This window comes from Gammaproteobacteria bacterium, from assembly GCA_013001575.1.
In the GTDB taxonomy this organism is placed as follows: Bacteria; Pseudomonadota; Gammaproteobacteria; order Steroidobacterales; family JABDMI01; genus JABDMI01.
Genome location: JABDMI010000127.1, coordinates 47901 through 63790, shown reverse-complemented (window position 1 = coordinate 63790; position 15890 = coordinate 47901). Strand labels below are relative to the sequence as shown.

The 15890-nt window shown below is 45.0% G+C and carries 16 protein-coding genes; 13 read left to right on the top strand and 3 right to left on the bottom strand.

From position 1 onward, the window contains the following. On the top strand, positions 1-373 hold a 373-nt coding region (locus HKN88_10180), incomplete at its 5' end, for a 23S rRNA (guanosine(2251)-2'-O)-methyltransferase RlmB (GenBank protein ID NNC98423.1). A gap of 10 nt (positions 374-383) precedes the next feature. On the opposite strand, the gene HKN88_10175 is transcribed toward HKN88_10180, so the two are convergent. Next, positions 384-1370 (bottom strand): integron integrase, encoded by a 987-nt coding sequence (locus HKN88_10175; protein ID NNC98422.1) that lies wholly within the window; start codon positions 1368-1370, stop codon positions 384-386. A 351-nt stretch (positions 1371-1721) separates the two neighbouring features. Between HKN88_10175 and HKN88_10170 the strand changes: the two genes are divergently transcribed. The 4 genes from HKN88_10170 (at position 1722) to HKN88_10155 (ending at position 3927) form a co-directional block, all read left to right on the top strand. Beyond that, entirely contained in the window at positions 1722-2225 is a 504-nt protein-coding gene (locus HKN88_10170) for a hypothetical protein (protein ID NNC98421.1), read from the top strand. A gap of 455 nt (positions 2226-2680) precedes the next feature. Beyond that, on the top strand, positions 2681-3031 hold the full coding sequence (locus HKN88_10165; protein NNC98420.1) for a hypothetical protein: 351 nt from the start codon (positions 2681-2683) through the stop codon (positions 3029-3031). Positions 3032-3128: 97 nt separating this feature from the next. Then, positions 3129-3416: a hypothetical protein gene (locus HKN88_10160; protein NNC98419.1), complete on the top strand. Its 288-nt coding sequence runs from the start codon at positions 3129-3131 to the stop codon at positions 3414-3416. Between the two features lie 88 nt (positions 3417-3504). Continuing rightward, the gene (locus HKN88_10155; protein NNC98418.1) at positions 3505-3927 is read left to right on the top strand and encodes a hypothetical protein; all 423 of its coding nucleotides are present in this window, start codon (positions 3505-3507) and stop codon (positions 3925-3927) included. 734 nt (positions 3928-4661) lie between these two features. On the opposite strand, the gene HKN88_10150 is transcribed toward HKN88_10155, so the two are convergent. After that, positions 4662-5639, bottom strand: a complete 978-nt coding sequence (locus HKN88_10150) for a transposase (GenBank protein NNC98417.1) — start codon at positions 5637-5639, stop codon at positions 4662-4664. Positions 5640-5862: 223 nt separating this feature from the next. On the opposite strand from HKN88_10150, the gene HKN88_10145 reads away from it, so the two are divergent. Further along, positions 5863-6312, top strand: coding sequence for a cupin domain-containing protein (locus HKN88_10145; GenBank protein ID NNC98416.1), 450 nt, complete (start codon positions 5863-5865; stop codon positions 6310-6312). A 102-nt stretch (positions 6313-6414) separates the two neighbouring features. Here HKN88_10145 and HKN88_10140 read toward each other — a convergent pair whose 3' ends face one another. After that, positions 6415-6984 carry a DUF2062 domain-containing protein gene (locus tag HKN88_10140; protein ID NNC98415.1) on the bottom strand — a complete coding sequence of 190 codons (570 nt, stop codon included), beginning with the start codon at positions 6982-6984 and terminating at the stop codon, positions 6415-6417. 84 nt (positions 6985-7068) lie between these two features. Here HKN88_10140 and HKN88_10135 point away from each other — a divergent pair, with 84 nt between their 5' ends. The 7 genes from HKN88_10135 (at position 7069) to HKN88_10105 (ending at position 14845) form a co-directional block, all read left to right on the top strand. Continuing rightward, complete coding sequence (locus HKN88_10135; protein ID NNC98414.1) at positions 7069-9564, top strand: DNA internalization-related competence protein ComEC/Rec2; 2496 nt, start codon at positions 7069-7071, stop codon at positions 9562-9564. 124 nt (positions 9565-9688) lie between these two features. Then, the gene (locus tag HKN88_10130; GenBank protein NNC98413.1) at positions 9689-10333 is read left to right on the top strand and encodes a MotA/TolQ/ExbB proton channel family protein; all 645 of its coding nucleotides are present in this window, start codon (positions 9689-9691) and stop codon (positions 10331-10333) included. Positions 10334-10342: 9 nt separating this feature from the next. Then, on the top strand, positions 10343-10762 hold the full coding sequence (locus HKN88_10125) for a biopolymer transporter ExbD (GenBank protein NNC98412.1): 420 nt from the start codon (positions 10343-10345) through the stop codon (positions 10760-10762). 33 nt (positions 10763-10795) lie between these two features. Further along, on the top strand, positions 10796-12541 hold the full coding sequence (gene msbA / locus HKN88_10120) for a lipid A export permease/ATP-binding protein MsbA (protein ID NNC98411.1): 1746 nt from the start codon (positions 10796-10798) through the stop codon (positions 12539-12541). Between the two features lie 26 nt (positions 12542-12567). Next, entirely contained in the window at positions 12568-13593 is a 1026-nt protein-coding gene (locus HKN88_10115; GenBank protein NNC98410.1) for a tetraacyldisaccharide 4'-kinase, read from the top strand. Then, positions 13590-14327, top strand: a complete 738-nt coding sequence (gene kdsB, locus HKN88_10110) for a 3-deoxy-manno-octulosonate cytidylyltransferase (GenBank protein NNC98409.1) — start codon at positions 13590-13592, stop codon at positions 14325-14327. Before HKN88_10115 ends, kdsB begins: the two co-directional genes overlap by 4 nt. A 5-nt stretch (positions 14328-14332) precedes the next feature. Next, positions 14333-14845: a low molecular weight phosphotyrosine protein phosphatase gene (locus tag HKN88_10105; protein NNC98408.1), complete on the top strand. Its 513-nt coding sequence runs from the start codon at positions 14333-14335 to the stop codon at positions 14843-14845. Positions 14846-15890: the final 1045 nt, after the last annotated feature.

The following is a 15890-nucleotide window of genomic DNA, read 5'->3' as shown; positions in this document are numbered from 1 at the left end:
GGATGCCGTGATTACACCGTCACGTAATTCTTGCGGCCTTACCGGCGCGGTTAGAAAAGTCGCGGTGGGTGCGGCAGAGCTGGTGCCTTATGTGCAAGTGACCAATCTGGCACGCACCATCCGAATGCTGCAAGAGAACGGGGTGTTTGTTATTGGTTTGGCGGGTGAAGCAGAGTCGGACTTATTTGAGTCTACAGAGTCAGGTTCGCTTGCCATTGTGATGGGTAACGAGGCCAAAGGTATGCGACGCCTAACGCGAGAGCACTGTGACCAACTGATCAAGATTCCTATGGCGGGGGCGGTGGAGAGTTTAAACGTGTCAGTAGCTACTGGTATCTGTTTGTTTCATTTTGCCAATCTGCGTCAGGCCTGAGAGTAAGCCATTACAGGCTATCCACCGGACTCTTTACTCCTAATACCCCCTTATGCAAAACATGAGTGTAAATTTCAGTAGTCTTAACATCCGCATGCCCGAGTAATTCCTGCACGGTTCTGATGTCGTTCCCTTGTTCCAATAGTCTTGTAGCAAAGCTGTGACGAAAAGTGTGGCAACTGGCGTGCTTTGTGACATGAGCCGCCTGAATGGCTTTTTTAACGTTACGTTGGAGAGAGCGTTCATGGACATGGTGTCTTCTAATAATTCCACTGCGAGGGTCACGCGATAGGCTCTCTGAAGGAAACAAATATTGCCATGCCAGTTCTTTTGCACCGTTTTTGTATTTTCGGTTTAATGCTTTTGGCATATAAACTGACCCATATCCGTCGTGCAGGTCTTTATGATGCACTTTAATAACCAGATTGATCTGTTGTTTGAGCTCAGGGTAGAGTGAATCGGGTAATATACTGCGTCGATCTTTATCGCCTTTTCCCGAGCGAATCAAAATGATCTGGTTATCAAAATCCAGATCTTTTACGCGGAGTTTGATGGCTTCACTGGTACGTAGTCCAGAGCCATACATCAAGTTCGCCAATAGTTTCCAAGGGTCTGTTAAAGCCTGAATTATGGCAATGGCTTCCTTGTGTGAGAATACCGTAGGAATTCTTTTGTGCACTTTTGCTTTGGTTATATGAATTTGACCCAGCGGCTGCTTTAGAAACTGGTTGTATAAAAATGCCAAAGCATTTAATGCGATCTTTTGTGTGCCCACACTCACGTTATCAACCACAGCCAAAGAATGCAAAAACTGTTCCACATGTTGTGGTGTCAGTTCTTGTGGGTTCTGCCTATGGTGAAAAAAGATATAGCGCTTGATCCAAAAGCAGTAAGTTTGCTCAGTTTTATAGGCGAGATTTTTTGCCCTGATGAACGCACGCAAACGGTGCATAAATTTAGAAGGTGTTTTTGGCAAAACATGCCTGACATTGTCCATGTCTTTCATAGTTAAATCCTTTTAACTGTTAAATAAATTTGTAATTGAATATTATCAGACTTTGAAAACCGACAAAACAGACTGTCGCATTAACAAAGGCTCACATCATGATGTAAGTTACTGTTTTAATGGAATAATTTAGATATTCTTTAAGAATCCGTAAGATAAAACCGACACACAACTCAGATTTCATGTGTCGCTTTTGTAGGAGTTTTTTTAACGAAGATGTTGTAATCTATGTTATTGTTTAACTTGAATAAATCGTGGTATTTAACCAAACATTAATGGATAAATACCGACATAGAATTATGCGACACTGTGTCGCTGAATAAAACTGTTAGAGGAACTAGAATGAGAATATATATAGCTATTCTATTTGTTATATTTGCTAATACTGCATTTGCATCTGACTGTATATCGTTTGGTGAAAGTGAGTTCTGTCAAGTTTGGGAGTCTGATAAAAATGATGTAAAAACATCAGAATATTTGCCTAATGGACAAAGCTTAGAGGCTTGGAAAAATATGATTACTGTACGCAAATACAGTAACAAAACCAAGCTAAAAGAGGTTTTGCCAAACTATGTTAATAGTGTAAAGCCAATGTTTGCACTTGCTCCTGAAATTTTGCAAAATGAAGACACCTCATACCCAGAAGATGTGTATTTATTGCTGACCTTATTAGCACCAGATAAGTCTCGCTATGAGTATGTAATAAATAGATTCTATTCTGACGGTAATGATGTGTATTCAATATTTTATTCTCATAAATTACCCTTTGCCAAAGAAATCGATTTTACTGAGGTGATGGAAAATAAATACAAATGGTTAGAGCTACTACGATCAATTGAGATTTAATCTTGTTATGAAGTTACGTTCCTCTAACAAGTCACTTAAGTCGGACGCCGCAAGCGGCGCCGCTTAGTTCAAACGTTAGGTGTACTCATTGAAGCGAAATTGCCCCAATTGCAATAAAAAATCAATCTCAATTATTGGTTTAATGTTGAGTAGGCCTAAGTGCCAGAATTGTAAATCTATGGTAGGGTTTCATTGGGTTATCAACGCAGTGTTTTTGTGTTTATCTGCAGTAGCAATAGGATTACTATCTATCTATTTACAAACCCTCGTTTCACTTAATATTACAGTTAAAGTGATTATATTTTTTGGCGTAGCTATGTGTGGTTTATTATTGTGGTCTTTATTATCGCCTTTAGAAGTAAAATTAAATAAATGGGCACCATAAGCACACCTAACAATACGCTTAAATCGGACGCGGTTACACCGCGCCGTTTAGCTAGGCGTTATACGCAAACATGAAAACACTTAAACCAATAATAAAAGAATGGGATTGTATAACTCATGACCCAATAGAAAACTGGGAGCCTGAAGATCGTTCTATGGTTGAATTTTGGTGTAACATTTCAATTGGCATTGAAGGCCAAAAGGGAGCCGATAATTTTAATGTTCATGTAACAACTGAAAAAATGCTTTCTCAACTTGCACACAAAGACTATATATTAGTTATCCCTTATTATGAAAGTTGGAGCCAGGTCTTAAATATTTTAAATACTAAGGTAAATGATATTTCTGGTATTAATTGGCAAGGCATAAGTTTGGAGTTATCAAAAATGTTTCAGTGGGAGTATGAAAATTACAAACCATAGAGCGTATAACAAACCGTTTAACAGCGTTCGTTTCACTCTCTGGACGCTACATACGTAGCGCCTGTTAACTAAAACATTATGTCGCAAAAGAAATTTTATGCAGATACCTGAAAAAATAGGCTCTCTTGAAATTATGTTGAGTGCAATTATTGATGAGTCGTGTATTCATACCAGTAACTGCACGCATGAAATTGATGGCAAAGTAATGGGTAAGGCAAAATGGGCTGCTATTACTAAAACCGACTTACAAGGTTATTGTTATTTATTTATGTGCTACTCAGATAATAAGTTATCAGACTCAGCACATGAGTCAGTTGAAGAAGCAAAAGAACAAGCAGAGTGGGAGTATGAAGGTATTACCAAAAATTGGCAAAGTGCAACATAACAAGTCGGTTAATAATCGCCAGCAAGCTGGCTGGACGTGTGCTGCGCATACGCCCATTACCTAAAACGTTACGTGTCACCGAGAAATCATGTTTAGCGAATACTTTGAAGGTTGGGAAGTTAAGCCGGAATATTCCAAAGAGTTTGTGTCCTTATGGAAGGGATGGCTTGGTAAAAAGAATTATCACAAGTTGGACGAAGTCACGGAAGTTGAATGGGGTCGGTTCAATACGCTACTAAGAAGCCTAGCTAAAGACTTCGCTATTGAGATAGCGAGCTGTGATCAGCAGTCGCTTACAAGCGTTGGCGATATAGAATCTGTACTTTCAAACTATGAAGTAAGCATGAATAAAAACGCCTCGGAATTCCTGAAGTTAGTAGTTCCAGATTTGGGGTGTGTTATAAGTGAAGAATGGGATTACACATATATTATCTGGCACAAAAATAGCGGCGCAGTGGAAGCCCTTACTCCATATATCAAGGCTGCAAGTTTGGAGCACTTCCATGACTAAACACGTAACAAGTTGGTCAAGCCGACAGCAAAACGCTTATGCGTTTTGTCCCCGCCGCTTCGCTCTGGCTGCGGCTTACCAAGGCGTTAAGTGTCATTTAATATGAATATCAAAGGATTGTTTTCAAATTTATTAATTTCGGGGGTTGTACTAGCAGCATATATTTCAATAACTCGTTATTATTCGTTGAGCTGGTCAGGTATTTCTGACACAGTATTTTTAGTAATTTCATCTGCTCTAGGCTCACTGTCATATTACTTTATATCTAATAAGTCAAAGTTCAGTGTCTATTTTTCAATAGGGCTTTTTATTGCTAATTTACCATTATTTTTTTATGCTTCTATTGTCTATGTTTGTTATGTACATGGTGCATGTTTATAATGCACTTAACAAGTCAAAGCAGTCGGACGCCTACGGCGCCGCTGTTCTCAAACGTTATACGCTATGGAAACATTAAGACCTGAAATTAAGTCATGGGACTGTATTGCTCATGACCCAATTGAAGAATGGAAACCTGATGACCCATCAATAAAGCAAATTTAGACACACACAGATATGTCAAATCAAAAGCATCAACTTGAGGCTTTTGATTTGCACAGACATGAGATTTTGAGGGATTTATAGTTCGAAATTCGACAATTTCTGATTTTTGGCTTAAAAATTCAGAGTTTCCCAAATCGAAGACATAACAATCCTTGGGCAGCACCCAATTCCATTAATTTAGTTGGAGTTTTCTAATTAGGTATCGGTTTGGGCGGTTTGCCTTGAAACCAATTACGTTTTAATTTGGCAGCGGTTTGTTTGATGGAATCCCAACTGCCTGCCACGCGTTTGAACCTGGCTTCAAAGTAGCGAGTATGTCGTAACCAATCCTGTTCGGTGAGATTGATGCGTTCGAGAATGGGGGCCAAATGAGGCGGGATAGAACCTTTATTACCATCTCTTAGACATCGTCCTGTCCAATCGACCAATTCGATGTAAGCCGATTCAGCCAGTGGAATGTGTTTGTCGCCATATTCGGCCTTGAGTTTAATAAAGCCGAGTAATAGTTTCATTGAGTTGGCTGGAACGCGTTTATTACGATCCAGTCGGGTTTGAATCGAGGTGAAGTCCGACTGTTCAGGTCGGTCAGCCATACCCGCTCTTATCGGGTTCAAGTCCACATATGCCATGCAAGTAAGCAGAGCAGCCTCATCCAGTAAAGCTTGGGATTTAAAGCGTGATTCCCAGAATTTACCTGTGCAGTTGTCTTCTCTGTTCGCCTTAACCGCAATATGCTGATTCAACACTTTCATGAACCAGCTGATGGAACTCAAGCGTTCCCGATATTCATTTTCGTATTCCTGTACTAGAAATAGTTCAGCAGTTGTAAGTACAGCCCCGTTTAGATACCGCTCCACAACCGTCGAGCATGCATGCAAATTACTGTATTGTTCAAAAACTTCATCCATACTCCAGGATCTAGCTAAATCACTATCAACTCGAAGCACCAGATGATAATGATTGCTCATAATCGCATAGGCCGCGAGATCGATGGCAAATATTGGAATTAATTCATTGAGTTTATCTTCGACCCATTGCCGTCGATGTGAAAAGTCACGCCCTGTTAACTTGTCTATTCCACACAAGAACGCACGACGGACACAACGAGACATTACATGATAATAAGGGGTGGTTTCAGCATCGATAAGCTGACGACGGGCAATAGCCATTGCAAATCCTTTTGCAAATTAAATATAAGAACTTATTCTACCGAGAAAATTTGTAATCCTTATCTGACTTTCGTGTAGGATAAATGGTGTGTGTCTCGTATTGTTTCGTTATCTGACTTTCGTGTAGGATAAATGGTGTGTGTCTCGTATTGTTTCGCTCGTATTGTTTCGCTCGTATTGTTTCGTATTGTTTTGATTTATTAACCAAAAAAGGTATTAAAAAATGAAAAACACTCAATTAATTTTAACGCTAGTTTTAATATTCATGTACGGGCATGTAAATGCAGGAGAAAAGCCCTTGGTTATCTCCCATATGGATAAAACACTTCAATGGGCTCCATGCCCTGACTTCATACCTACAGGTTGTGAAATTGCAGTTTTGCAGGGTGACCCCTCCAAAAACAACCTGGATATCTATTTTAAAGTTCCTGGTGATTTTGTAATACCACATCATTTACACACATCTCAAGAGCGTATGGTGCTGGTTTCTGGCACCCTTGATGTCCAATATGACGACCATGAAAAGGCAACTATAAAAACTGGAGAGTATGCATACGGCCCAGCCAAACTGCCACATTCCGCATATTGCCACAAAGGCGACCCCTGTGTTTTGTATATCGGTTTTGTAGAGCCACTTGATGCAATGCCAATTAAAAGTTCAGAATCTAAATAGTTTGAACATAACAAGGCAGGGCATTGGACTGTTAGATGCGCCACTTAAATTGCATGTGCAATTACCTGCCACTTTTGCAAGCCCATACTTGCGGCGTTAATGTCACTTGATCTTTTTCTTATACTCCACATTATCCTGTTCCAGTCTTTTGGATTCATCGGTTCGCAGTAAACGATTGCGGCGGCGTTTTAAAACCGCCCATTTCCAAAACTGGTTGAGACCTAAACTGCCGATTAGCGCCAACACCAACCCGGTTACAAAACATCCCAAATAGATCGGTTGCCAACTGTTGGCGATCAAATTTTTGATCCAGTCCATTTTGCTGGCGTCGGGTGGCACCTCCAGGTCCGGTACGCCCAGTATCACGCAGCCCACTTTGTACCCAAGGAAATACATCGGAAACATGGTGATAGGGTTGTTGAACAAGGTCGCGACAATCGACATAGGCAGATTGGCTTTCCACCAGATGGCTAAGAGTACCGCCAGCATGGTGTGCGCAGGAATCGGTTGAAAACCGCAAAATATGCCAATCCCCAAACCTAGCACCACATTGCGGCGTTTGGTGGTCCAGAGCTGTCGATTATCGATAAAACCGCGTAATGGACTGACATACGAGGCATCGCGAATCTCTTTCGGGTCGGGTAGAACACGTTGAAAAAAGCGTCTGGGCATGGTGATATTCTAACGGCTTGGTTATACTTTTGCTGACTAAAGGAATTAGTCCACATTTTTTAAACGATCAGCAAGGAAGCGATCATGCAAATATCCCGGGGCGGCGTACTCGCACGCCCGCACAAATCAATTCAGCCGTCTAGTAAAAACCCGCGTGTGCTCAGTCGCACACTGGCGCTGGTATTGTTCACTTTGGCCTTTGTTGCCGGCATATTTTTTGTGCAGCAACAATCCAGACTTTTCACGAGTCTTGAACTTTTATGCGTTCTTTTGCCAACTACAGTGTTCTGCTTGTATCTCTGGCGACTGCAAAGGCTTAAAAGACTAACCGCTTTCCTTTTGAAGATCGGATTACTTGTAATGCTGGGTATCGGTATGGGTTACTTGCGTGCCCACATTCAGGCGCATGTGTATTTGTCTAATTCCGCCGCACCGGATGTGATGGCGCAAGATCTCTCACTCGATGCCTGTATTGCCAGTATTCCGCAAGCCAAGGGTTCGGTACTACGTTTTGTGATCCAGCCACAGGATGAACAAGTCACGCATATTCGTCGCATTCGGGTTAATGCCTACAATCTGGAAGACCCGAAAAAATTTACTGCCGGGAGTTGTTGGAATTTTACTTTGCGACTGAAAACCACACGTGGCTTACGTAATAACGAATCCTTCGACTATGAACTCTGGTTGTATCAGCAGGGCATTGGCGCGACGGCGTATTTACGTGCTGAGGCAATTGACTTAGAGACAAACCGTTACCCCTGGTTGCAAGTGCGTGAAGGTCTGGCCAATACCATTCGTTCTGCCTTGCCGGGAAATTCGAATATCACCGCACTGATCCTTGGATTAAGTTTGGGATTACGTGACGACATCTCAACAGAACAATGGACGGTATTACAAAATACCGGCACCAGTCATTTATTGGCGATATCCGGTTTGCACATATCCATTGCCGCCATGTTTGGGTTTTATCTGGGTAAAATTCTCTGGCTTGCCTGGGCCTTACCAGCATCACGCATATCAAGACTCGCGCAACCGGCGTTTTCACCCCTCAAATGTGGTCTATTACTTGGTGGCGGGTTTGCTTTCATCTATGCCGCATTGGCCGGATTCTCGGTGCCAACCCAGCGTGCCTGCATTATGTTGTTGGTGGCAAGTATTGGCGTGTTTGGTAAACGCCGCTTACACGCCGTGTCAATTTTGGCTTTGGCTTTGCTGATGGTGACCGCCATGGATCCGATCGCAGTTATGGCGAGTGGCACCTGGTTGTCGTTCATGGCGGTTGCGGTATTAATCTATTTAGCCAAACGCGACAAAGTATTTAACCGACCTGAGAAAAAACTCTTACGACGTTTTAAGCACAAGTTCTCAGGCCTGATGCGTATGCAGTTTTTACTGGTTTTGCTGTTAAGTGTACCGGTGGCCATGAGTTTTTCCAAAGTCAGTCTGGTTGCGCCGCTGGTTAATCTGGTGCTTATTCCACTATTCACGCTGAGTGTGGTGCCCGTATTGTTGGTCGCCGTTATCCTGCAGGGCGTTTTGCCTGAATTGTCTCAACAGCTTTATTGGTGGGAACATCAATGGTTAGGCGTAGTCTGGCAAATGTTGGAATGGGTGTCGGTCTGGTCACTGAGCAGTCAGGATCTCAGGCTGGGTTGGTTCCAGATCCTGTGTGTGCTTATTTTGCTTATCACTTTGATCTTGCCCCGTGGTCTTGTGGCACGCCATTATGCAAGTGTATTGATACTGCCTTTGATCAGTGGTTTCGCTCCAGGTAAATCCGTAAAGTCGGGTCTCAGCATGCAGGTCTATGATGTGGGGCAGGGCTTGTCGGTATTCATACAAACGCAACACCATCAGTTGATCTATGACACCGGACCGGCATTTCGACAGGGCGGCAATACCGCCGAGATGGTGGTGATACCTGACTTGCAGGCACGCGGTGTACGGCAACTCTCCGGTGCCATCATCAGTCACAGCGACAATGATCACGCAGGCGGACTTGCTTCGATTCAAAAAGCCTTTGCTCCGAAAGTATTGTATGCGCCGGCAAAAGATCCACTTCCCGGTTCAATGCCGTGTACGGCTGGCACAACATGGACATGGGACGACGTCAGCTTTGCGTTTTTACATCCTTCACCGTCCACACTTAGTGGTGACAATAACGATTATTCTTGTGTCCTGAAGATCTCCTACGCCGGTCGCTCGATCTTGTTAACCGGGGATATAGAAACTTTGGCCGAATACGAGTTATTGCAACAGCACAGCAACGACAATAGTCTTTTAAACAGCGACATCGTTTTTGCGCCACATCACGGCAGCCTTTCTTCCTCCACCCCAGAATTTGTTCAAGCGACGCAAGCTGACCAGGTAATTTTTGCGGCCGGCTTTGCCAATCGTTGGCGTTTTCCCAAGATCGAAGTGGTCGGGCGCTGGCAAAGGATTGGGGCCCGTATTCACAACATTGCTGCAAGTGGTCAATTGGAATTTCAAATAAGTCCGGGTGGAAGTATCAAATCCACATCCTGGCGCGAGACAAATTGCCGCTATTGGCATCAGGACTGTGCAATAAATGCACAATAAACCCACAGCAATGTCAATGGAATAAATCCGCTAAAATCCTGAATTGAATAGATATTCCGCTGACATGACTGTTAAAATAACGCGATAAATCAAATAATTTTCGCCCCACAGATAGAGAGTCTGCATGTACGAAATATTCAGAGCTGGCGGTTGGATCATGTGGCCGTTACTGGCTTGTTCCATCATCACAATGATCATATTGATCGACCGTTTCATTGCCTTACGCAAAGAAAAAGTCATTCCCCCCAAATTGACCGAAACCGTCTGGAGCTGGATCAAGAATCATCAGGTGGATGAGGAACGCTTGCGTGCCTTGCACAATAGTTCTCCCTTAGGGCGTGTGCTGGCGGCAGGTTTGGTACATCGCAATCAATCCACCGACATCATTAAAAGCAGTATTGAAGACACCGGGCGACACGTGGTACATGAAATGGAACGCTACCTGAATTCGCTGGGCACGGTTGCTGAAACCGCGCCATTGCTAGGCTTGTTAGGAACGGTGTGGGGCATGATCAAAGTATTTAATGCCATTGTTACCGAAGGAGTGGGCAATCCCGGGGTCTTGGCGGGTGGTATCTCGCAAGCCCTGATCACCACGGCCGCCGGTTTGTCGGTTGCGATCGTGGCCAAGATCGCTTATCGCTATTTGCACGGCAGGGTCTCGGAACTGGTTGTGGATATGGAAAAAGAAGCGATCCGTTTATTGCAAAGCATGGAAGGCAAACTGCCCTTGGCCGGGGTAGAGCCTACGGCCACCAAGATCAAGTAAGTAAAGAGCATGAATCTTCATCCACGCATCCTCAGCGAACCCAGCATCAATCTGACCTCATTGATCGATGTGGTGTTCCTGTTGTTGATATTTTTCATGGTCTCGACCAGTTTTACCAAAGAGTCGGAAATGAAGATCACTTTGCCACAAGCCGAGGTCGAAACCCCGGCGTCCATTGATCCAAGCATTGAAATAGTAATAACGGCCGATGGCAAATATTTCTTGAACGACAGAGAACTCATCAACTCTGATCCGGCTACACTACGTGAAGCCATTTCGCGTGAAGTTGGTGAAGATCGAAATATGCCCATTACCATTCGTGCCGATGGTAACGCCACGCATCAATCGGTGGTGGCGGCCATGGATGTGGCCGGACGCCTGGGTTTTGCCAATTTGAACATTGTTACCGTAACGCCAGATAAGAACTGATCCCGACCATGCCAGTCGCAAATTGGGAAATCTATGCCTTTTATACATCTTGATGCACCCGGAAAAGTGACCTTCAAGCGTTTGCTTGGGTATATATTCCGTTATAAGCAATTTTTCCCGATCATAATATTGTGTCTGTTGTTTCTGGCTCTGGCGAATGGCGCCCTGGCCAGTATTATTGAGCCCATAGTAGATAAGGTCTTCGCCGAACGTGATCCTTTCTGGTTGACTTGGGCACCGTGGTTTTTGTTTATATTGTTTGTGGTTCGCGGTGGCTCCACGGCCGGCACCACGTTTTTTATGGGTAAGCTGTCACGTAAAGTGATCTTTGACCTCAGGCACGATCTGTTTGCCAAGTACACCTTGTTACCGACCGCCTATTTTGACAATACCAACGATGGCGAGCTCACGGCAAAAATGACTTACCACGTTGAGCAAGTGGCACAAACTGCGAGCAGGGCATTACGCACTTTGGTCGAAGACAGTTTAACCATTGTGGTCTTGCTGATTGTCATGCTCATGAAAAGCTGGCAATTGTTCTTGTTTGTGTTTGCGATTATTCCGATCTTGATGTTGATCATCCAGATCGTGAGTAAATTATTCAAACGCTACAGCGAACGCATTCTGGATTCGGTATCGGATATTACACAAATCTCGGAAGAGTCCATAATCGGCCACAAGGTGGTCAAAGCCTACAGTGGTCAAGCACAAGCCCAACAGGATTTTAAGCAGAGTAATCTGAAAAATTATTTGGGCAATATGAAAGTGCTTTTGACCCGTTCGAGTAGCAATCTGCTGGTGCAACTGGTGGCCGGTGTTGCGGTCGGCTTGATCATATATTTTGCGTCGCGTCACACCGATCTGCAAACCGGCGAGTTTATGGCGTTTTTAACCGCCTTGCTCATGATCAATACCCCGATCAAAAAACTCCTAAACGTTAATGAAGTAATACAAATGGGTCTGGCATCAGCCGCCAGTGTGTTTGAAGTGTTGGATGAAGCCGGGGAGATTGACGAGGGTACTCGCGAGTTGCAGACGGATAATTTGCAACTCAGTTTTCATGACGTGAGTTTCAGTTACGTAGGAAAAGCGGAACCGGTTCTCATGCATCTCAACTTCACGCTGGAAAAAGGAAAAATGTTGGCCTTGGTTGGAAGCTCTGGCAGTGGCAAATCCACGATCGCCAGTTTGATCCCACGCTTTTATGACGTCAGTTCCGGCTTCGTTTTGCTTAACGGGCATGACATTCGTGAATACGCTTTACACGATCTGCGAAGATCGATCGCGTATGTTGGCCAGGATGTGTTCTTGTTCAACGATACCATTGCCAACAACATCGCTTACGCCTGTTCGCATGAATACAGCGAAAAAGACATTATTGCCGCAGCCCAGGCCGCACATGTTATGGAGTTTGTGAACGAATTGCCCGAGGGTCTGGATACCATGGTGGGCGATCGTGGCGTCTTGTTATCGGGTGGTCAGCGACAACGCATCGCCATTGCCCGTGCCATCATGAAAAATGCACCTATACTCATTCTGGATGAAGCCACTTCGGCACTGGACACCGAGTCGGAGCGTTTGGTGCAAGACGCTTTGCAACAACTGATGCAAGGCCGCACAACATTAGTCATCGCGCATCGTCTGTCTACAGTAGAGATGGCCAATGAGATTCTGGTGATGGAGAACGGGCAGGTCATAGAACAAGGTGACCATAAATCCTTATTGGCCAGAAACGGGCAATACGCCAAATTACAACAACTGCAAACCGGTTCGCTGTAACACAGGGTCCGGGCAAGTATTTTAAGATGCAAAAACTCGAACAGTATCTGCTCAGGGTCTGGTACGGCGAGAAAAACTCCCCGTGGTTTTTACGCTGCCTTGTTCCCTTGTACGTTTTCCTGCTTCAATTTCGCAAACTGCTATACAGGATAGGCTTAATAAAAACGGTCAAGTTGCCCAAACCGGTGATCGTGGTCGGTAATATTACCGTTGGCGGTACTGGTAAAACACCCGTGGTTATGCACTTGATCGAATTACTCCGTGAGCATGGATTAAAGCCCGGCGTGATCAGTCGTGGCTACGGAGGCAGTCGATCACATTTAGCCAGTGTGATGCTGGATACCACCAGTCTGGCATCGGAAGTTGGTGATGAGCCCTACATGATCTTTCAGAAAACCCGGGTTCCATTTGCCATCGGGAAGGCCAGAGTGGCGGCTGCACGAACCCTGCTTGCCAATGCCCCGGATGTTGATGTGATCCTAAGTGATGACGGTTTGCAACATCGTAAACTTGGACGAGATCACGAGATCGTGGTGCTGGATGGTCAGCGCGGCTTGGGGAATGGGAATCTAATTCCAGCTGGTCCATTGCGAGAAAAGAAAACACGCCTGCACCAGGCCGATATTTTATTGTGTAATGGAGAGCCCGTACATGATTCATTGCAAAATCTGGTGCTACAAAGTTTTACGCTAGAGCCGGGAGTTATTTGTCAGCTCAATTCAGGCAGGCAACAGGCCCTGACGGCACTCTCAGGTCGATCGGTTCATGCCTTTGCCGGTATTGGAAACCCCGAGCGGTTTTTTAATTTGCTGGAAAAGTATGAAGTAAAGGTCACTCGTCATGCGCTGGGTGATCATGCGGCTATGCCACACAAATTCTTTGAACGGCATAGTAATGAAATTATTCTGATGACCGAAAAAGATGCGGTTAAATACCCGGACTTGCAGGCAGACAATATCTGGTTTGTTCCTGTTACACTGAACTTGCAGTCCGAGGCAATTGACTCAATGATAAGCTCATTAGTCGAACCAACCAGCAAGCAAACAACATGAACTACAAATTAGTCATTCCTGCGCGCTACGATTCACAGCGCTTACCCGGTAAACCGTTAAAGCTAATTCACGGTCGCACCATGATCGAGCGCGTGATCGACAAGGCCCTGGCATCAAATGCCAGTGAAGTCATAGTGGCTACCGATGACGAGCGCATTGCTAAAGCTGTAAAAGATTCCGGCGTTAAGTGCTTTATGACCTCAAAAGACCATCAAAATGGGACCGAGCGCATAACCGAAGTAGCCTTGAAACAAGGCTGGGATGCTGAAACTCTGGTGGTTAATTTACAAGGAGACGAACCCTTGATGGTGCCGGCATTACTGGATCAAGTTGCAGGTTTACTGGACTCGGATCCAGCTGCTGCGATGGCCACATTGTGTTTGCCATTCCATGATCAGGAAAACCTTGCCAATCCGAATGTGGTCAAGGTTGTGTTTAATAAACAGCAATACGCTCAATACTTTAGTCGTGCACCAATACCCTTCCCGCGCGACACCAAGAAATTTCTTGCCTACCGACATTTGGGTCTCTACGCCTATCGGGTTAAAACGCTTAAAAAGCTGATCACCCTGCGTCCGACCGAGCACGAACAAACAGAAAAACTGGAACAATTACGCGCACTGGATAACGGTTTGTTGATCAAGATCGCTACCGCAAACGGGGTTCCCGGGCATGGCGTGGACACTGAGGAAGATCTTAAAAAAGTTACCGAATTTTTAAATTCCTCCGAATAAATGCTATGCGCAGTCCTGATACTACACTCGAAAAAAAACCCGCCAGTATTCTATTTGTGTGTTTGGGGAATATTTGCCGTTCGCCCACAGCACATGGTGTGTTTGAACATCAATTAAAAAAGGCCGACCTGCATACCAGCATTCGTATAGATTCAGCCGGAACCGGTGCTTATCATGTTGGCGAATTACCGGACTCGCGCATGCGTGCCAGTGCCAGGCAACACGGAATCAGTCTTGAGCATATCCGTGCACGTGCGGTACATGAAAGCGACTTTGAAGAGTTTGATCTGATTCTGGCCATGGATGAATCAAATTTCAGTGACCTCATGGCAATCTGCCCTGAACACTTGCAGCACAAGATCAGACTATTTCTGGATTTTTCCCGTCATGCTGAATTGCAATCGGTCCCGGACCCGTATTTTGGTGACCAGGACGGTTTTGATCATGTCATGCGCTTGATCACTGAAACTTGCGAAAACCTGATTGCATACATCAGGATGTTAAATGACAAGATTTGATTTTCTATTTCAATGCGCACATAAAAAAACCGGTCAATGACCGGTTTTCATCTGAGCTAAATAAAGACGTTTAGCCGTTTTCTTTGTTTTTTGGCACCACATTATCGGAATGGCTTAATGTGAATGCCGACTTGCCATCACTTATCTTTTTAACTGGAGTCTCTTTTTGAGCTTCAGCAGTTTTCTTGGGTACCGGTCTTTTCTCAACGGCCTTGGGAATGGCTGGTGCGGTCGTTGTTTGTGCAGCACTCGTGGTTGAGAATCCAAACCCGCCACTTTTAGCCGGCGCCGGTATTTCGGCGGTAGCTTGAGCAGGCGCTTTGCTTGGTGGAGTTTGTGGTTTTGGGGTCACTGGCTTTGGAGTGTGTTGTGTTGGAGTCTGAGGAGCTTGTTGCGGCTTTTGCTCAGACTTTGCTGCCTTAGCTTCAGGTGCTGCCGGTTTGGGAGCAGCGGGTTTGGGAGCAGCGGGTTTAGGTGTCGCAGGTTTAGGTGCCGCAGGTTTAGGTGCTGCAGATACCTCAGGCTTGGACGGAGCAAAACGCATTGCTTCGCTTTGCTTGTTTTCAGGTTTGCTATCCGGGGCCGCTGCCAATGGGGCTACATAACCAGAATTTGACGCTTGGCTTGGTGCGGCAGGCTTGGAAACGGGCGTTTCGACTTTTTGTTCTGCTCGCTTGACCTCCGGCTGTACACTTGCCGACTTGGATTCCGGTTTGGCTTGTTGCGCTGCTTGTTTTACAGGTTCCGCAGTTTGGGATTGCGGCTTGTCATCACGTGGTTGCGATTGTTGTTCGTTGCTACGCGGGTTGCGACGACGGTTACGATTGCGATTGCGTCCTTGGCGCTGACGCCCCTGTTTTTGCTCGCCGCTTTGTTGCTTGGCTTGTTGATTATCTTGCCGGATCTGTGTGTCTGTGGATTTTGTATCTGTTACATCGGAATTTTCATCGCGAGACCTTTGTTGTTTGCGTTGCCCCTGTTTGCGATCTTGCTGCTTGCCTTTTTGACTTTGACTACGATCAGACTGGGTCTTGTGTTTTGATTG

Excerpts from the sequence above, each read along its gene's own strand:
- HKN88_10175 (NNC98422.1), bottom strand. The coding sequence starts at position 1,370 with ATGGACAATGTCAGGCATGTTTTGCCAAAAACACCTTCTAAATTTATG.
- HKN88_10170 (NNC98421.1), top strand. The coding sequence starts at position 1,722 with ATGAGAATATATATAGCTATTCTATTTGTTATATTTGCTAATACTGCA.
- HKN88_10165 (NNC98420.1), top strand. The coding sequence starts at position 2,681 with ATGAAAACACTTAAACCAATAATAAAAGAATGGGATTGTATAACTCAT.
- HKN88_10160 (NNC98419.1), top strand. The coding sequence starts at position 3,129 with ATGCAGATACCTGAAAAAATAGGCTCTCTTGAAATTATGTTGAGTGCA.
- HKN88_10155 (NNC98418.1), top strand. The coding sequence starts at position 3,505 with ATGTTTAGCGAATACTTTGAAGGTTGGGAAGTTAAGCCGGAATATTCC.
- HKN88_10150 (NNC98417.1), bottom strand. The coding sequence starts at position 5,639 with ATGGCTATTGCCCGTCGTCAGCTTATCGATGCTGAAACCACCCCTTAT.
- HKN88_10145 (NNC98416.1), top strand. The coding sequence starts at position 5,863 with ATGAAAAACACTCAATTAATTTTAACGCTAGTTTTAATATTCATGTAC.
- HKN88_10140 (NNC98415.1), bottom strand. The coding sequence starts at position 6,984 with ATGCCCAGACGCTTTTTTCAACGTGTTCTACCCGACCCGAAAGAGATT.
- HKN88_10135 (NNC98414.1), top strand. The coding sequence starts at position 7,069 with ATGCAAATATCCCGGGGCGGCGTACTCGCACGCCCGCACAAATCAATT.
- HKN88_10130 (NNC98413.1), top strand. The coding sequence starts at position 9,689 with ATGTACGAAATATTCAGAGCTGGCGGTTGGATCATGTGGCCGTTACTG.
- HKN88_10125 (NNC98412.1), top strand. The coding sequence starts at position 10,343 with ATGAATCTTCATCCACGCATCCTCAGCGAACCCAGCATCAATCTGACC.
- msbA (NNC98411.1), top strand. The coding sequence starts at position 10,796 with ATGCCTTTTATACATCTTGATGCACCCGGAAAAGTGACCTTCAAGCGT.
- HKN88_10115 (NNC98410.1), top strand. The coding sequence starts at position 12,568 with ATGCAAAAACTCGAACAGTATCTGCTCAGGGTCTGGTACGGCGAGAAA.
- kdsB (NNC98409.1), top strand. The coding sequence starts at position 13,590 with ATGAACTACAAATTAGTCATTCCTGCGCGCTACGATTCACAGCGCTTA.
- HKN88_10105 (NNC98408.1), top strand. The coding sequence starts at position 14,333 with ATGCGCAGTCCTGATACTACACTCGAAAAAAAACCCGCCAGTATTCTA.